The sequence below is a fragment of the Mesorhizobium sp. M0633 genome (genome assembly GCF_040320645.1).
Lineage (GTDB): Bacteria > Pseudomonadota > Alphaproteobacteria > Rhizobiales > Rhizobiaceae > Mesorhizobium.
On the sequence record NZ_JAMYQC010000001.1, the window covers coordinates 55,106 to 72,132 of the forward strand.

At 60.9% G+C, this 17,027-nt stretch carries 15 protein-coding genes; 10 read left to right on the forward strand and 5 right to left on the reverse strand.

Translation table 11 applies throughout. From position 1 onward, the window contains the following. Window positions 1-26 precede the first annotated feature (26 nt). Window positions 27-995, reverse strand: a complete 969-nt coding sequence (locus NKI47_RS00230) for a GlxA family transcriptional regulator (protein ID WP_198023535.1) — start codon at window positions 993-995, stop codon at window positions 27-29. Window positions 996-1,307: 312 nt separating this feature from the next. Further along, complete coding sequence (locus NKI47_RS00235) at window positions 1,308-2,021, reverse strand: transcriptional regulator NanR (RefSeq protein ID WP_023675482.1); 714 nt, start codon at window positions 2,019-2,021, stop codon at window positions 1,308-1,310. A 184-nt stretch (window positions 2,022-2,205) separates the two neighbouring features. On the opposite strand from NKI47_RS00235, the gene oiaX reads away from it, so the two are divergent. After that, window positions 2,206-3,480, forward strand: a complete 1,275-nt coding sequence (oiaX, locus tag NKI47_RS00240) for a 3-oxo-isoapionate-4-phosphate decarboxylase OiaX (protein WP_352586642.1) — start codon at window positions 2,206-2,208, stop codon at window positions 3,478-3,480. 4 nt (window positions 3,481-3,484) lie between these two features. Further along, window positions 3,485-4,819, forward strand: coding sequence for a four-carbon acid sugar kinase family protein (locus NKI47_RS00245; RefSeq protein ID WP_352586644.1), 1,335 nt, complete (start codon window positions 3,485-3,487; stop codon window positions 4,817-4,819). Between the two features lie 113 nt (window positions 4,820-4,932). Here the strand turns inward: NKI47_RS00245 and NKI47_RS00250 are convergent, their stop codons facing one another. After that, window positions 4,933-5,430, reverse strand: a complete 498-nt coding sequence (locus NKI47_RS00250) for a hypothetical protein (RefSeq protein WP_352586646.1) — start codon at window positions 5,428-5,430, stop codon at window positions 4,933-4,935. Between the two features lie 282 nt (window positions 5,431-5,712). On the opposite strand from NKI47_RS00250, the gene NKI47_RS00255 reads away from it, so the two are divergent. The 3 genes from NKI47_RS00255 (at window position 5,713) to NKI47_RS00265 (ending at window position 9,492) form a co-directional block, all read left to right on the forward strand. Further along, a complete protein-coding gene (locus tag NKI47_RS00255) occupies window positions 5,713-7,230 on the forward strand; it encodes a S10 family peptidase (RefSeq protein ID WP_352586648.1) in 1,518 nt (505 codons plus the stop codon). A gap of 145 nt (window positions 7,231-7,375) precedes the next feature. After that, on the forward strand, window positions 7,376-8,821 hold the full coding sequence (locus NKI47_RS00260; protein WP_502898014.1) for a sensor histidine kinase: 1,446 nt from the start codon (window positions 7,376-7,378) through the stop codon (window positions 8,819-8,821). Continuing rightward, complete coding sequence (locus NKI47_RS00265) at window positions 8,818-9,492, forward strand: LuxR C-terminal-related transcriptional regulator (RefSeq protein WP_352448141.1); 675 nt, start codon at window positions 8,818-8,820, stop codon at window positions 9,490-9,492. The genes NKI47_RS00260 and NKI47_RS00265 overlap by 4 nt, the downstream gene beginning before the upstream one ends. Before the next feature lie 39 nt (window positions 9,493-9,531). On the opposite strand, the gene NKI47_RS00270 is transcribed toward NKI47_RS00265, so the two are convergent. Next, entirely contained in the window at window positions 9,532-9,990 is a 459-nt protein-coding gene (locus tag NKI47_RS00270; RefSeq protein ID WP_352586652.1) for a hypothetical protein, read from the reverse strand. Between the two features lie 896 nt (window positions 9,991-10,886). On the opposite strand from NKI47_RS00270, the gene NKI47_RS00275 reads away from it, so the two are divergent. The 5 genes from NKI47_RS00275 to NKI47_RS00295 all read left to right on the forward strand — a co-directional run bounded on the left by NKI47_RS00275 (window position 10,887) and on the right by NKI47_RS00295 (window position 16,324). Beyond that, entirely contained in the window at window positions 10,887-11,891 is a 1,005-nt protein-coding gene (locus tag NKI47_RS00275) for a LacI family DNA-binding transcriptional regulator (RefSeq protein WP_352586654.1), read from the forward strand. A 73-nt stretch (window positions 11,892-11,964) separates the two neighbouring features. Next, complete coding sequence (locus NKI47_RS00280) at window positions 11,965-13,320, forward strand: ABC transporter substrate-binding protein (RefSeq protein WP_023675491.1); 1,356 nt, start codon at window positions 11,965-11,967, stop codon at window positions 13,318-13,320. A 21-nt stretch (window positions 13,321-13,341) separates the two neighbouring features. Next, window positions 13,342-14,268, forward strand: a complete 927-nt coding sequence (locus NKI47_RS00285) for a carbohydrate ABC transporter permease (RefSeq protein ID WP_031211400.1) — start codon at window positions 13,342-13,344, stop codon at window positions 14,266-14,268. Continuing rightward, window positions 14,261-15,103: a carbohydrate ABC transporter permease gene (locus tag NKI47_RS00290; RefSeq protein ID WP_023675493.1), complete on the forward strand. Its 843-nt coding sequence runs from the start codon at window positions 14,261-14,263 to the stop codon at window positions 15,101-15,103. Before NKI47_RS00285 ends, NKI47_RS00290 begins: the two co-directional genes overlap by 8 nt. A gap of 24 nt (window positions 15,104-15,127) precedes the next feature. Then, window positions 15,128-16,324 carry a glycoside hydrolase family 172 protein gene (locus NKI47_RS00295; protein WP_023675494.1) on the forward strand — a complete coding sequence of 399 codons (1,197 nt, stop codon included), beginning with the start codon at window positions 15,128-15,130 and terminating at the stop codon, window positions 16,322-16,324. Window positions 16,325-16,400: 76 nt separating this feature from the next. Here NKI47_RS00295 and NKI47_RS00300 read toward each other — a convergent pair whose 3' ends face one another. Then, window positions 16,401-16,826: a VOC family protein gene (locus NKI47_RS00300; protein ID WP_245274639.1), complete on the reverse strand. Its 426-nt coding sequence runs from the start codon at window positions 16,824-16,826 to the stop codon at window positions 16,401-16,403. Between the last annotated feature and the right edge of the window lie 201 nt (window positions 16,827-17,027).

Below are 17,027 nucleotides of genomic sequence, written 5' to 3' on the forward strand. Positions count from 1 at the left end.
GCCGCAGCACTTCCGTTGCCGACTTGTCACCGGATTTGCTTTCGAAACTCGCCTGGTGCCATTCCAGTTGTCTTGGAAAAAAGACGGCTGAACGAGGCGACGTCCTGATATCCGACGCGATAGCAAATTTCTGAAACACTCAGTTTCGTTTCCTCAAGCATGGATTTTGCCAACTCCAGCCGCCGTTCCTGGATCCATTTTCCCGGCGTTGTCTGGAGTTCGTCGAAAAATCTGCGAGACAGGGTTCGCGAAGACATGCCCAATTCAGTTGCGAGAAATTTCAGATCGATTTCCGACATCTTGTCTTTCGAGAGCTCGCGCAGCTTGTTCTCGAATGGGCTGGCCTCGTTCGAAATTTCGTCGAGAGAAAATTCGTAGGGACTCTGGAATTTGCGCGGCGGAGGAAGAACCAGAAGTTTTCGAATGATCCGCTCCTCTTTCGAGAAGCCCAGATCGATCAGCAAAGCCCTGGCGAGTTCGAGTCCGGAAAACCCGCCTCCGCATGTGTAAAGGCGGTCCTGGCGAATGAGCAGGCGGGAAGCGTCCCATCGCACTTGCGGAAACCGGCGGCTTGCCTCGGCTTTCAGCCACCAGGATATCGTTGCGCGTTTACCGTCCAATAATCCCGAATTGGCGAGCAGATAACACGCGCCGCAATGTGCTGCGATGATTGCGTCCTGCTGTTGCGCGAGCGCGATCAGCGGTTTTGAATGTTCACTCTCCTCGTCGAGCGAGCGCAGAAGCTCCGGAATCTCGACGCCCGGCATCGCAATGAGAATCAGGACATCCATTTTCCGGGATGGTTGAGCCTTCGTCGGGAAGGAAATTCCTGTACTTGATGTCGACGGCGCGCCCCTTGAAACGAACTCACAGGAGAGAACCTGTGACCGGCAGACGTCATTCACAAGCTGAAACATTTCCACGAGCGTCGAGACGACGGCCGAATAGAAATTCGTCGGCAGCCAGATCACGACGTGGAGGCTCCTGTCAGCCATTGCGGTTCTCCGGGTGTCGTTCTCGCCGATTGGCAAATCTAGCATAGTCTTTGCAAGAATTGCCAATTCAAGAAGAAGCCAGGCGCCTCCAAGACGGGCCTATGCGGGCCTGCTGACGAAAGCGGGCGGCGGAAATCCACGGCTGGGAAGATGCAAATGCTGAAATCGCTGAATGAAAACAACGCGGCACATACACCGGATTCAGACGGCAACATAAAACTGCGTCGGTCCGGGCTCAGGCTGATCTGTGGTCAGCCAGTAGGCCGAGAACAAGGTCCGACCGCGACGCCGGTCGGGACCTGCACTTGATTTTCAGTTGCCGGAATTCATCACGTAGAGCGCGCGCGAGCGTTCGAGGTGCTTGATCATCGCCTTCTCGGCGCCATCCGCATCCTTGACTTCGATGCGTCCGACGATCTCTTCGTGCTCGGTCAGCGTGAACTTTTCCTTGCCGGTCCAGATCAGCATTTCGGTGTGGTATTCCTTTAGCCAGCCTAGCATTGCCTCGCTGACGGCGACATAGATCGGGTTACCGGATATTGCCGCGATCTGTGTGTGGAATTTCATGTCGGCGGATATGAAGGCTTCCGAGTTGCCACGATGGCTGCGCTGCTCGGCGACCGTTTCCCGCAGCCGCTGCACGTCCTCGGCTGTGGCCTTTTCTGCAGCTTCCTTGACCATTCCGCGCTCGAAGAAGATGCGCGCGTTCTTGAGGTGCTCGAGCGTGTCTTTCGATGACGACAGGATGATCTTGGCTGCGCCGTCGACCTGCTTGATGATCGACTTGGCGGTGAGCTGCAGCACCTTGGCACGCTCGCCATGCGAGATCGCGACCAGCCCCATATTGCTCAATGCCTGCATCGCCTCGCGGATCGCCGGCCTGCCGACCTCGAAACGCTCCATCAATTCGCGCTCCGACGGCATGTCGTCACCCGGCAGCAATTCGCCGCCGGTGATCAGGCGCTTCAGTCTCAAGAATACTTCGTCGGAAAGCTTGCGCCGGACGATCGGCTCCGAACGGTTCATCGTCGCGAATCACTCCTTTGGCCGGCCCCCTATCTAGCATTTCCGGCGTGAATTCCGGAACGCCTGCTGCCGGCTCGCCCGGCCCTGCCCAGCCGGATAGGGCTTGCAAAGCTTATGTACTCATTATACCAGATTTCAAGGGCCAAGGAACCTTTTTCGAACCACCCCGGCAGGCCGCGCGAATATGATTGTTCTTACCTATCGCATCGAAACGCCCGGCAATATCGAGGCGCTGGCGGCCAAGATTGCAAGCGACCAGTCGACCGGGACCTTCGTCGCGCTGGCCGGCGAGACGGAAGAGCTCAAGGCCAGGGTCGCAGCGCGAGTCCTGGCGATACGGCATCTGCCGGACGCGGACCGGCCGTCCCTTCCCGAAACCGGTTCCGGAGCAAGCCCCGAAGCACGCAACGGCCCGGTCAAGCGCGCCGACATCGATATCGCCTTTCCGCTGGACGCCATCGGCACCGACCTGTCGGCGCTGATGACCATCGCCATCGGCGGCGCCTTTTCGATCAAGGGCCTGTCCGGCATCCGTGTCGTCGACATGAAGCTACCCGAGGAGTACCGGGGCGCGCATCCGGGCCCGCAATTCGGCGTCACGGGCAGCCGCAGGCTGACCGGTGTCGCGGATCGTCCGATCATCGGGACCATCGTCAAGCCGGCGCTGGGACTCCGCCCGTACGAGACGGCCGCAATGGTGCAAGAGCTGATTGCCGCTGGCGTCGACTTCATCAAGGACGACGAGAAGCTGATGAGCCCGGCCTATTCACCGCTGTCGGAGCGAGTGAGGGCAATCATGCCGCTGATCCTCGGCCACGAGCAGAAGAGCGGTAAGAAGGTCATGTATGCCTTCGGCATTTCACATGCCGATCCCGACGAGATGATGCGAAACCACGATCTGGTGGCAAAGGCCGGTGGCAATTGCGCGGTGGTCAACATCAATTCGATCGGCTTTGGTGGCATGGCTTACCTCCGAAAGCGCTCTAGCCTGGTGCTCCATGCCCACCGCAATGGCTGGGACATTCTCACCCGCCATCCCGGCCTCGGCATGGATTTCAAGGTCTGGCAGCAGTTCTGGCGGTTGCTCGGCGTCGACCAGTTCCAGATCAACGGCATCGCCTCGAAATACTGGGAACCCGACTGGTCCTTCGTCGAATCCTTCAAGGCGGTGACCACGCCGATCTTTTCGCCGGCCGATTGCGCATTGCCGGTCGCCGGCTCCGGCCAGTGGGGCGGGCAGGCGCCTGAAACCTTCCAGCGAACCGGCCGAACGGTCGATCTTCTCTATCTCTGCGGCGGTGGCATCGTCAGCCACCCGGACGGGCCGGGCGCCGGCGTGCGCGCCGTGCAGCAGGCCTGGCAGGCGGCGGTCCAAGACATTCCGATGGCGGATTATGCCTTGAGCCATGTCGAGCTGGCGCGGTCGATCGAGAAGTTCGGCGGCGGCGAGGCGGCCTGACGCCATGCAAAACCTCCTTCTGAGTTACTATGGCGACGACCTGACCGGCTCGACCGACGTTATGGAGGCGCTCGAGCTCGGCGGCGTGCCGACCGTCCTGTTCATGCGCCAGCCGGACGAGGCGCTGCTTTCGCAATTTGCGCATTGCCGCGCCCTCGGGCTGGCCGGCACCAGCCGCAGCGAGACGCCGCAGTGGATGGACACGCATCTGCGAGATGCCTTCGCCTGGCTGAAGACCGTCAACGCCGAGATCTGCCACTACAAGGTTTGCTCGACCTTCGATTCCAGCCCGGCAATCGGCAGCATCGGCCGGGCGATCGAAATCGGCCGCTCGGTTTTCCGGCAAGACGGCGTGCCGCTGGTGGTCGGCGCGCCGCAGCTGAAGCGCTACACCGCCTTCGGTCATCTGTTCGCGGCCTATCGCGAAAAATATTTCCGCATCGACCGCCATCCCGTGATGAGCCGCCATCCGACCACGCCGATGGACGAATCCGACCTGCTGATCCATCTGTCGCGCCAGACCAGCCTCGCCTCGGGCCTGGTCGACCTGGCGACGCTGCAGTCTGCGTCGCGGTCGAAAGCATTCGACCGGCTTGTGGAGAATGGCTCAGGTATCGTGCTTGTCGATGTCGATAGCCTGGAAACCCAGGCACTTGCCGGCAAGGAGATTTGGCGCGCTCGCAAGCCGGGCGGTTATTTCGTCGTCGGCTCTTCAGGCATCGAATATGCCTTGCTGGTCGAATGGGCATCGAACCGGATCGTGGATACCAAATCCGCCTTTTCGCCGCCGGGCGCTGCCGACAGGATCGCCGTGGTCTCGGGGAGCTGCTCGCCGACGACGGAACGACAGATCCGTCATTCTCTGGCCGACGGCTTCGACGGGATCGAGCTCGACCCGGTCGAACTGGTTTCTGAGGCTTCGAACGACGCGATTGCGCGCGCGGTGGCAACCGGCCGCTCCAGCCTACGGGCCGGGCGCAGCGTCATCCTCTACACCGCGCTCGGACCTGCGGCCGACCGCGGTGCAGAAATCGATCTCCGGGAAGGCGCCCGCCATAAGCTCGGCCGCGGCCTTGGCGAGGTTCTCCGCGAACTGACGCTTCAAGAGAAGCTACTGCGCGTGGTCATCGCCGGCGGCGACACGTCGAGCCATGCACTTGGCCAGATGGGCGTCGACGCGCTGACTGTGCGAATGCCGCTGCCGGCATCGCCGGGCTCGCCACTTTGTGTGGCGCATTCAAGCATTAAGGCGATCGATGGGCTGGAAATTGCCCTCAAGGGCGGGCAGGTCGGAACCGACCGCTATTTCTCCACTATTCGCGATGGGGTCGGCGGTTGAGAGCGGGGAATATCAGGTCAAATCGGTGATGCTCGATCGGGATCGAGGATAGTCACTAGCCGGCAAACCAGAAATCTCAGGCGTTCAGATCAGCGGCAATGCCACTCATCCCGCTATCTGCCCATTGCCCTGCCTGGATGATACTGACGGGCGTAGGCGACACAGGCGTCCACCGTGCTGACACAGAGCGCATCGCGGTTGTTCGGCAGGTTATTGTCGCCGGCGTAGGCAACCTCGGCAACATGACCGTCAACCATTCGAATTTGTGTGTTGCAATAGCCGCCGGGGGCGACGTTGACGGAACCTCCGAGCGCCGGGACCGGGCCAATGGCCACCGTCGGAACCACAATGTTGAGATTGCCGCGTTGAACGACGCGCTGATAGGTCCAGATCTGGCCGGATTTGCCGACCTCGGCAGTGGCGGTCGGAAAGCCGGCGCACATTCGAACGTCCGCCTCGCTAAGGCCGACCATCTCCCTGCGGGCTGCCGCCGCCGTGGCGTCCTCCTTTGCAGTGCTCGACGTGTCGTCGGGCATGACGCAGGAAGACAGGATGGCGGCGCTTGCCGATAGAAGGAGAAGGGCAAGCTTTCGGGTGTGGAAAGATGTCATACCAACTTCGGATTGCACGGGAGCCCCGAATGCCAACCTAGGAAGTGGGCCAATCGAGTCAACCAGCAGAAAATTCACGAAGTCGTTTGGTCCGCCATTCCGCCGCACGCATCTGCTGGAAGAGGTTGAGGCTGCCGCCGTGACCCTCGCGCCCTATCTTCCGCCTGGGCATCGGATTTCCAAATCCGACCCCTCTTCTTGTCAGATGTACTGGCGCACGGTGCTGTGACTTTGGTTCGGCCGACGGTGTGCTAGTTTCCAGCCAATTGCTCCGGAGACATCATGCCTATCAAGCTGCAAGAAATCGCCGTCGCTCTTCTGCTGTTGGTTGCCGGAGTTGGGGTGGGTCACGCCGAGACGGCCCAGCGGCCGCCGCCCACAGGCGGGGTTCTCTCGCTCCTGCCACCGCCGCAGACTTCCGATCATTCGACCGTCATTGCCGGACGCACACTCGATTACGAGGCCAAGGCCGGCACGCTGTCATTGCCGTCCGGCAAAGGCGATATCACCGCCGAGATTTTCTACGTCGCCTATGCACTGCATTCCGGGAAAGAAACGGGACCGGATCCGCGGCGCCCGATCACCTTCGTGTTCAATGGCGGTCCGGGAGCAGCTTCCGCTTATCTTCATCTCGGCGCGCTCGGTCCGCGGGTCCTGGCGACGGCGGCCGATGGAAGTTTCCTGCCGCCGCCGCAGAGGCTGTTCGACAACCCCGACACTTGGCTCGACATGACCGACTTGGTCTTTGTGGACCCTGTTGGAACCGGCTACAGCCGTGAAGCGCCCGGCACGGAAGCACACAGCTTCTGGGGCGTCAGCCAGGACGCCGCGTCGATAGGCGCGTTTATCCGGCTCTATCTGGCGCAGACGAACCGTACGGCATCGCCTGTCTTCCTGGCTGGCGAAAGCTATGGCGGCTTTCGAGCAGCATTGCTCGCCAGGAAGCTTCAGGAAGACATCGGCATCAGCCCGAGTGGCGTCGTGCTGATTTCGCCGGCGCTCGAATTCACGCTGGTGCGCCCGGACGAGTTCCAGCCGCTCCACTGGGCGCTGGAACTGCCGTCGCTGGCGGCAGTGCGCCTACACAGCGAAGGCGTTTCCGGCCCGGCCCTGCAGGAGCGGCTGGCGGAAGTCGAACGCTATGCGCTCGGCGATTATCTGGCCGCGCTGGCAGGTGGGCTGGAGCAGGGTGGACGCCTGGCGAGCCAGCGTGTCGCCGCAATCACCGGTCTGCCGCTCGATCTCGTCCAGCGGCACTTTGCACGCATTCCCATAGGGCTGTTCGCCAAGGAGTTTGCACGGGCAAAGGGCAATGTTCTCAGCGCCTATGACGGCAACATCGCGACAGCGGACGTGGCGCCAGAGAGCCTGGGAGTCGAGGGTCCCGATCCGGTGCTCGACCGAAGCGTGCCGGCGCTCACCTCCGCTTTCGTCGGCTATGTGCGTGATGAATTGAACTTCCGCACGGATATCAGCTATCGGCTTCTCAACCGTGAAGTCAGCGGCAATTGGGACTATGGGACGAGCGCGACGCGTCAGGGCTATGCGGGTGTCATGGACGACCTTCAACAGGCGCGCGTGCTAAACCCCAGCCTCGGCGTGCTGATCGTCAACGGCTACAGCGACCTGGTGACGCCGTACATGGGCTCGCGCTACCTGCTTGGTCAAATTCCTTCGCTTGCCGGCGCAAAGCCCATTCGCACCGAGGTGCTGGAGGGCGGGCACATGATGTATCTGAGGCCGGATGGACGGGCGGCACTGAAGCAGGCCGCGTCCGAGCTTTACCGAACGACGCAATGAGACGGTTTGCCCAAAAAAGCGCCGGATACGCTGTTCGCCCTCTCATCAGGCCCTAGTTCCATCGCGATTGATCGGTTACACACCTAGGATGGCGTCTTTCAGCGACGTTCGACAACGGATTAGCCGGCTCTCCAGAATCGCGCCACTGGTGCGGCGTGCCGTCGAGCGGGCCATTCGGAACACCAAGCCACACAGGCTGACAAGCCTTGTTGACCGTTGGAATGCGCTGTCGCTGGCAACGCAGTTCCTGCTCGCGGGCGGTCTATTTTCCCTGTCAGCCATGGTGGTGGTGGGGATTTCCGTCACGAACCATATAGAAACCGTGGTCACGCAGAATTCGGCATCCGCAACGGCTCTTTACGTGGACAGCGTTATCGCACCGCTGCTTCCGGATATGCGCAAGAGCGAAGTGCTCGACGAGAGCGTCGCCCACGCGCTCGATGAAACGCTGGGACAAGGGGCACTCGGCACAAGGCTCGAATCCTTCAAGCTCTGGCGTCGCGACGGAACCATCCTGTATTCGACCGACAAGACATTGATCGGCAAGCGCTTTGAACCCAGCGACAATCTCCGGACGGCATTCGCAGGCCAAATGGTTTCGGAGTTCGACAAGCTTGACGATCCGGACAGCGAGGCCGAAAGAGCCAGCGGCTTGCATCTCCTCGAGATCTACAATCCGGTGCTGCAGCCATGGTCGGGGGAAGTGGTGGCCGTTTCGGAATTCTACGAGGTCGCCACTGATTTTGAAAGAAACCTGCATCAGGCGCTCATTCGAACCTGGCTGGACGTTGCCGCCGTCACAGCGGCCTTCTTTCTCGGGCTGTCGGCAATCGTGTTCCGTGGCAGCCGCATGATCAGTTCGCAGAGCCGCTCGTTGAAGCAGCGCATTGCCGAGCTTTCCGATCTGCTTGCGCAAAACAGACTGTTGAGGCTGCGGGTGCAGCGTGCCTCGCAGCGTGCCACCGCACTTAACGAACGCTATCTCAGGCGCATCGGTGCGGACTTGCACGATGGCCCCGCGCAATTGGTTGCTCTCGCGGCGCTAGGGATCGACAGCCCCGTCATTGCCGATCCCGCTACGCCGCAATCGAAGCGTGCACAGGAATTGCTGGCCATCAAAGCACATCTGGACGATGCCATGCGCGAGATCAGGAGCATCAGCAAGGGCCTTGTCCTGCCGCATATCGAGCATGCCGAACTGGGTGAAATTCTCCAGCTAGCCGTACAGGCGCACGAAGAACGAACCGGCGTCAAAGTGAGATTATCGATGACCGGCGGCCATGCGCCGTTGTCGCCGGCGGCCAAGATCTGCATCTTCCGCTTCGTCCAGGAGGCGCTGAACAATGGATTCCGTCATGCCGGAGGTGAAGGTCAGTCGGTCGAGAAACATTTCGACGGCGAGCGCGTTTGTATCGAAGTGGCCGACGCCGGCGCTGGCTTTGACCCGCAAATCGTGCGTCCCGAGAGGCTGGGACTCGTTGGGCTGCGCGAGCGGGTGGAAAGCCTCGGGGGCCAGTTTACCGTGACTTCCTCACAGAGTGGCACAGTCGTAAGAATGGCCCTCAACATCGTTGAAATGGGGCAGACATGACAGTAGCCATCAAGCTCGCCATCGTCGACGACCACCCGCTGTTCAGGGAAGGCGTTGTGCGCACGCTCGATCAGATCGGCGGGTTCGAGATCGTCGGTGAAGGAAGCAGCAGAGACGATGCCCTGCGGATAATCGAAGACCAGCGGCCCGACATTCTGCTGATGGACATCTCGGTTCCTGGAGGTGGCCTTGGCGTGATCGGACCGGCCCTTGAGCGGCATCCGGCACTGAAAATTGTGATGCTGACCGTTTCGGAAGAAAACCAGCACGTGATGACCGCGTTGCAGAGCGGGGCAAGGGGCTATGTTCTGAAGGGGGTCGGGTCGAGGACGTTGGCTGCGATCCTGCGCACGGTAGCGTCGGGCGAACGATATGTCTGTCCACAATTGTCGGCGCGCCTGTTGGCCGATCTCTCGGCTCAATCAAAAGAGCCGGCGAAAGCTGACGGACTTGCCGACCTCACCAGCCGCGAAAGGGAGATCCTGACGCTGGTTGCCGCGGGACTGAGCAACAAGCGGATCGGGCTTCGGCTGAACCTCCATGAAAAGACGATAAAGCACCACATGACGCGAATCCTGGCCAAGCTCAACGTCAGCAACAGGACCGAAGCCGCCATGACCTTGCGCGACGCGACTGAGCGCCGCCATCCGCCTGTTCGCGATCATGCTTGAGCCGAAATTGCCGCACTGCGCGGCCATGTGAACTGGGCCTCAGTTGATCATTCCAAGCAACCTGTCCCGATCGGAACGCGTCGCCAGGCGCCGAATGATGATGCGGCCCTCGGCATCCCGCATTTCATATTGGTCGCTGTCGATGCGCTCACTGAGTCCGTTCGAATGCACCACGCCAATGCTCGGGCCGCTCACCTCGACCCGGTCTCCTGTGGATGCGTTGACAAAGAGTTTTGGCTTGCTATCGGGGTTTACCGCAGGGGCGGGATCAGGGAGATTGTCGTCCTGCGACTTTGCTTTGCCCTTGCCGGCACCAGCGTTCGAGTTCGAATTGCCGGAGTTTCCACCCGAATTGCCCGAATTGCCGTTCCCATTCCCGTTCCCGTTCCCGCCATTGCCGTTCCCGCCATCTTTGGCCCAGGCAGCCTGCGGGCCGAGCGGCTGCGATGATCCATCGACCACGACGCGATAGGGGCTCACGACGAGAATGAAGGTCAAGACGACTACAGAAATGCCGACATGACGTCCTCGTGAAGATCCGGTCCTTCGTTTCCGGGTCGTCATCAATGAACTTGTCAGTCGCATGTCGGAACTCCCCTTAATCATACGGCTTTGTCGTACTGCCTCCTGTTCGAATTCGTGTGATGCTTAAAACAATGGTTTGCGTCCGGAACGTCAAGGCCCACCAGTCCCACGATGGTAACTGGTGGGTCTCGCTAGCGCAGGAAGGGACTATTTACTGCGCAAGTCTTTTGCCTTCCCGTGGTTGCGTCTCTCCGCGATAGCGCCGAGTTCCCACTGTCAGCCAACAATAAATCCAATGGCCGCGATCCCGAAACACAGGCCAAATAACGGAAAAAGCAGCCAACGTGCCTGGTGAATGCTCGGGTCCATGGCGGCCTCCTGTAACAGTCGGCATCGCAACGGGGCTCCTCGGAACTCAGTTCCTGAAACTCTCGCATTTCGGGCTTTTGCGATAGCAGCCTCGGACCAAAGTTTGGCTGTGCGGGTCCTTGGTCGATAGGCCTACAGACTGAAGTCCCTATGCCAGGAGCCACCCTGCATTCGGCGACCTTTGTGTCCAACTGGCAGCTGCGATCCACCGCCCCCTTCGAATGCTTTGCGTTTCTGGCTCTATGGCAGCAACGCCGTTGGTCTACTGCCGCATCGTTGAAACTCCACCAATACAGACCCATATGCGAATTGCGTCGGATGTCTCCTCCCATTGCGTCCGGCGCGTTCCCCTCTGGAGGTTATAGACCTTCACACTTGGCCGGGCTTAACAGTCCGGCCTTTTCTTTTGGCATTTTGCGCAATCCGCCTGATGGCCCTAATTTGCGAGACATCGGTAAAATCGATTTGCAAATGCATTCATGTGCTCATAACCTGTCATCATGAGCACGATTTCCAAAGTTGCCACGCGAGCGGGCGTGTCGCGCACGACCGTGTCGCATGTCATCAACCATGCGGACCGGGTATCGAAATCGCTGCGTGAACGCGTACAAGCGGCGATCGACGAACTCGGCTACACGCCGAACCCGCAGGCGCAAAGTCTGCGCACCGGCCGCACCAACATCGTCGCGATGCTGATCCCGGACATCCGCAACCCGTTCTATCCGGAGCTGGTGAAAACGGCGCAGTCGACGCTCGAAGTGGTCGGCCTCGACATGCTGATCTTCAACACCGACGTGCCGGGCGGACATTCACAGGATCACGGCCGCGAGTATTTGCGCCAGATAGGGCGCAAGCGGGTCGACGGCGTCATCGTTGCCGACTTCGCGCTGCACGGCATGCACAGCGAACTGCTCAGCCTCGATCTGCCCGCCGTCTTCATCGGCCATCTGCCGAACCATGCTGTCGACAGCGTCCAGCTGGACGATTTCGGCGGCGGCTATCTGATGGGCGAGTATCTGGCGAAGAGGGGCCATCGCCGCGTCGCCCATGTCACCGGGCCATCCTTTTTCAAGGAGGCGATGGCGCGTGCTGCCGGCTTCGAAAAAGGGCTCGCCGACAATGGCGTGCCAATCTCCGCCGATCTGCGGTTCGAGGGAAGCTATCTTGCCCCGTCAGGGCGGGAAGCGGTCACCTGGCTCAGGGAGAAGCACGGCGGAAACCTGCCGTCGGCGATGTTCTTCGCCAATTATCTGATGGCCTCCGGTGCGCTGACCGAATTCTACGACCATGGGATCAATATCCCTCAGGATATCGCCATCGCAGTCTTCGATGACCTGCCTCAACTGGAATATGTCAGGCCGAAGCTGACCCGTGTCGGCAACAGTCCGACAATGCTTGCCAAGCGCGCCACGGAAATGCTGCTCGAACGGCTGGGTGGCAAAGTCGAGAGCGCGCCGCGCACCGAAGTGATCCCATGCGCGTTGAGCCCATTCGACAGCGCGTGACGCCAGATGCCGGCAAAGGGAACGGAGGTCCCTTCGCCAACGTTCGACCGAACAACATCCAAGGGAGGAATTGATGACTGACAAAACGACCCGCGACCGGCCATTGGCCAGCCTGAACCGTCGTCGGCTGATCCAGGGCGGCGCCACTTTCGCTGCCGCCGGCCTCACAGGCTTCCCGTTCATCAACAGGATGGCCGTGCGCGCTCAGGAAGCGCCGCTGAAATTCTGGCAGTTCTATGCGCCTGGCGGAGACGTGAAGCCGCAGGTCCAGTGGTTCGAAAAGCTGGTGGCCGACTGGAACGACGGCCACGACCAGAAGGTCGAGCTCGAATATGTCGTCAACAGCGAATACATCTCCGGTTCCAAGCTGGCAACGGCCTTCGCGTCGGGCGAGGGCCCTGACATCTTCCTCATCAGCCCCGGCGATTTCCTGCGTTATTACAATGGCGGCGTGCTTGCCGACCTGACGCCGCATATCGAGGATGCCGCCAAAGCCGATTTCCCGGAAAGCGTCATCGCCAACCGCATGGTGGACGGCAAGATCTACGGTGTGCCGATGGAAGTCGAGCCGATGGCCTTCTACTATTCGGTCAAAGCGTTCGAGGATGCAAAGCTCAACGAGAACGACGTGCCGAAGACCTGGGACGAGCTGTTGGCGGTCGCCAAAAAGCTGACGACGCCCAGTCGCTACGGCGTGCTGTTCGAAACGACTCCCGGCTATTACCAGAACTTCACCTGGTATCCGTTCCTGTGGCAGGGCGGCGGCGAATTCCAGGGCAAGGACGGCAAGAGCGCCTTCGATTCGCCGGCCACCGTCCAGGCGCTGAAACTCTGGCAGGATGCCATCAATACCGGCGTGGCGCCGCGTCAGGTGGTCGGCGGCGGCTTCGACATAGTCGCCAATCTCGGGGCAGGGCTGTGCGCCATGCAGAACTGCGGCATCTGGGGCATTTCGGCGATGGACAACAACGCCAAGGACGTGCCCTACGGCATCTTCAAATTGCCGACACCGGCCAATGGCAAATACGTCACCGTCGGCGGTGGCTGGGCCTTTGTCGCCAATGCCGGAGGCAAGAACCCAGATGCCTCCGCCCAGTTCTGCGCCTGGGCGCTGGCCTCAATGGACCAGGCCTCGATCGACCGGGTCGTCAACTGGTGCACTGTCGCCAAGAGCGACATGCCGCCGCGCAACAGCGCGCTGAAGGCCGGCGCCGATGTCTTCAGCACCGGCAAGTTCGGCACCTTCGCCAAGGAGATCCATCCGGGGACGCGCGCCGAGCCGCGGGTTCCGCCGGAGGCCTACAAGATCATCTCCGACGCCATCCAGTCGGCACAGCTTGGCGGGGTCGATGCCCAGCAGGCGGCGACGACGGCCAGTCAGCAACTCGATGCGTTCCTCGCTTCCTATTCCGGCGCGCCGATCCTTTAGGCCCTTTCCAGCATGGATCAGATGAAACCGCCAGCCGCGGGCGCGAATTCCGCCCGCGGCCTCACCGCCAAGCAAAGGGAGCGCTGCGCCGCATGGCTGTTCGTCCTGCCCGATGCGCTTGGCCTGCTGGTGTTCGTCGGCGTGCCGATGCTGCTGTCGCTCGTAGTCGGGTTCTTCGAGGTCAACGGCTTCGGCGGCTACAGGTTCGTCGGGTTCGGCAATTACAGGCGCATGTGGGGCGACCCGCTGTTCTGGTCGTCCGTGAAGGTGACGGTAGCTTATGCCGTCATGCTGGTGCCGGCGCTCTACGTCGCCGGACTGGGACTGGCGCTTCTGGTGCAGAAGACCAACCGCTTCAACGCGGTCATGCGCTCGATGTTCTTTGCGCCGCAGATGGTCAGCCTGGTCGTGGTGGCGCTCGTGTGGCAGCTCATGCTGGTCGAAAAGGTCGGCATCGTCAGCCGGCTGGCGCCGCTCGTCGGCCTCGGCGGAATTTCGCTGCTCGGCGATCCAAATCTGGCGCTGTTCACGCTGGTGCTGGTCAGCGTCTGGTTCCTGATGGGTTTCTACATGCTGATCTTCCTCGGCGGGCTCCAGGACATCCCGGCAGAGTACTACGAAGCCGCAAAGATCGACGGTGCCGGGCCGGTGACAAGCTTCTGGTACATTACTTTGCCCTTGCTCAAGCCGACCAGCTTCTTCGTCCTCCTGGTCTCGCTCGTCGCGGCTGTCGCCGGCGGCCAGGTCTTCGACCTGATCTATGTGATGACCAAAGGCGGTCCGGTCAATTCGACCTCGGTGCTGATCATCTACATCTACAAGCAGGCATTCCAGTTCGGCGCGTTCGGCTATGCATCGGCAATGGCATCGCTGCTGGTGCTGGCGCTGATGCTGGTCACGGTCTTCTTCTTCGTGCTGACGCGCGGCGGACGCTTCGAGCATGACTGACGGCCGAACTCCTTCCGGCCGTTCGCAGATACGGGCGGCGAGACTTGCCTGGATGCTGGCAACCGCCGCACTTGGCCTGATGACGGTATTCCCGCTTGTCTGGATGCTGGTCATCTCGCTCAAGCCGGCGAGCGACGTCTTCACGCCGAGCCTCATTCCGGAACGGCCGACGCTCGGCAATTTCCTCTACGTACTGACCGAGGTGCCGTTCCTGCGCTATCTCTTCAATTCGTTCTTTGTGTCGGCCACAGTAACCGTCGCTGCGCTGTTCTTCCATTCGATGGCCGGCTATTCGCTCGCACGGCTGCGTTTTCCGGGCCGCGACATTCTGTTCCTCGCCATGTTCTCGACCTTCCTGGTGTCGCTGCCGGTAATCATCGTGCCGCTGTTCATTTTGACGCGGACGCTGCATATGCTGGACAGCTATGCCGGGCTGATCATTCCGGCGATCTTCAACGCGTTCGGCATCTTTCTGCTCAGGCAATACTACCTGTCGCTGCCCAGGGAGTTGGAAGAAGCCGCGATCATGGACGGCGCCGGCTACTGGCGCATCTATTGGAGCATCATCCTGCCGCTCAGCCGGCCGATCCTGTCGGCGCTGGCGATCCTGTTCTTCCTCGCCAACTGGAACGCTTTCCTGTGGCCGCTGACGATCACCTCCGACCTCGATCTCTGGGTGGTGCAGGTTGCGATAGCAAATTTCAAGAGCCAGTACGCCGCCGCCTGGAATTACGTCATGGCCGCCTCGACCATCGTCGCCGTGCCGATGCTGGTCCTCTTCGTGATCTTCCAGCGCCAGATCATGGAATCCATCAAGACAAACGGCCTGAAATAACCGCTGAAGCAAGAGGAGAAACACATGGATAATGCCGGCCTGTCGCCGCTTCGCGGGCTCGCCAAATTGCGCGACGCCAAAACCCGCCGGTTCTCAAGCTACGACCGCACCGGCGGCAATGACGACCGGCTGCATATTGAACCCGGCCAGACGGTGGTGATTGCCGAGCATGACGGTGCCGGCATCGTCACGCATATCTGGGCGACGCTCGCCTGCAAGAGTGAGGACTTCCTGCGCAAGATCGTGCTGCGCGCTTACTGGGATGGCGAGGAATATCCGAGCATCGAAACGCCGATCGGCGATTTCTTCGGCATGGGCCACGCCCGCACGCGCAATTTTGCCAGCCTGCCGGTGCAGGCAAGTCCAGAGGATGGCAAGGCCTTCAACTGCTACTTTCCGATGCCGTTTGCCAGCCACATGCGCTTCACCGTCACCAATGAGGCTGAGGACGACCTGCTTTTCTATTACTATGTCGATCTCGAACTGCATGAGGAACTCGAGGAAGGCCTGGGCCGCTTCCACGCCCAATACAGGCAGCAGCGACCTGATGGCATAGACGAGACGGGGCTGGCCAACGAGCAGGTCCTGTTTGGCGGGGAAAACACCGACGGGAACGGCAACTACACCATCCTGGAGGCGGAAGGTCATGGCCACTATGTCGGCGTGCTCTATTCCGTCTATTCGCGGCGGCGTTCCGCACTATGGGACTGGTATGGCGAGGGCGACGACATGATCTTCGTCGATGGCGAGCCGGGCATTTCCGTGCCGGATACAGTGCGCAAGCCCGATCCGCGCATCGGACCGAAGGCCGAACTGATCGACGATCGCGGCGAGACCGGCCCCGGCGCCAACGATGCCTGGCCGCCGACGCTGCACGGCACCGGCACGGAAGATTATTTCAATACGGCATGGTGCCCGACACAGGACTACAGCGCGCCCTATCACGGCATCATCGCCGCCGGCGGGCCGAACTGGACCGAGCCGGTTACGCTCTATCGCTGGCACATAGAGGACCCGGTCATCTTCCACAAACGCATCCGGGTGACCATCGAGCACGGTCACGCCAATCGCCGCTCGGACGACATTTCGTCGGTCGCCTTCTGGTATCAGGCCGAACCGCACAAACCGTTCGAAGCGCTTGCCGATGTCGAGGACCGCATCCCCACCTATCGCGCGCCTTATCACAATTGGAATGCCGCCTTCGACGAGAAGAGGCGTTAGGCCGGGATGCGTTCGAATTGAACCGTGCATCCCGCGCTATCTGTGTCGGGGCACGACCGTGCCGCAGCGCGCCACCTCAGCTGCGAGGTGGAAGTTGCTGGACAGACCAGGTGTTGCCGTCGGGATCCTCAAAGAAGACAAATCTGCCCCAGGGAAAATCCTTGATATCGCTGACCTCGATACCTTGAGCGGCCAGGTACCGGTGTGCCTCATCGACATCGGGCACGACCAGTTGCAGGCCCCTTATGGATCCCGGGGGGCTGTCGACGAGGCCCTTGCCCATGGCAATCGAACAGGCCGAACCGGGCGGCGTCAATTGCACGAAACGTATCTCGTCGCTTACGGTGTGGTCGTGATCGAGATGAAAGCCGACCTTCCCAACATAAAAGGCAATTGCTCTATCGACGTCCGATACGGGGACCGGGACCAGTTCCAGCTTCCAATCCATGACAGCCCTTTCGCAGCTTGATCGCCAAGTGGTGCCGAACACCGTGGGCGCCATCCCGCCATCTTCCCAATGCCATTGTCGGCGCGGGCCGCTCAGTCAGTCAAGAGATACCCGGGCTCGGGCAACGTGAGGACTGGTCTCATTGCTGACGGCGTTCGGAACCGATGAGCGCAAGCTCAGTTAGACGGAGGACAACCACCTTTCGGATCAGCAAAGACGACTTTAATGATCGGAACGCAGGGCGCCGAATACAAC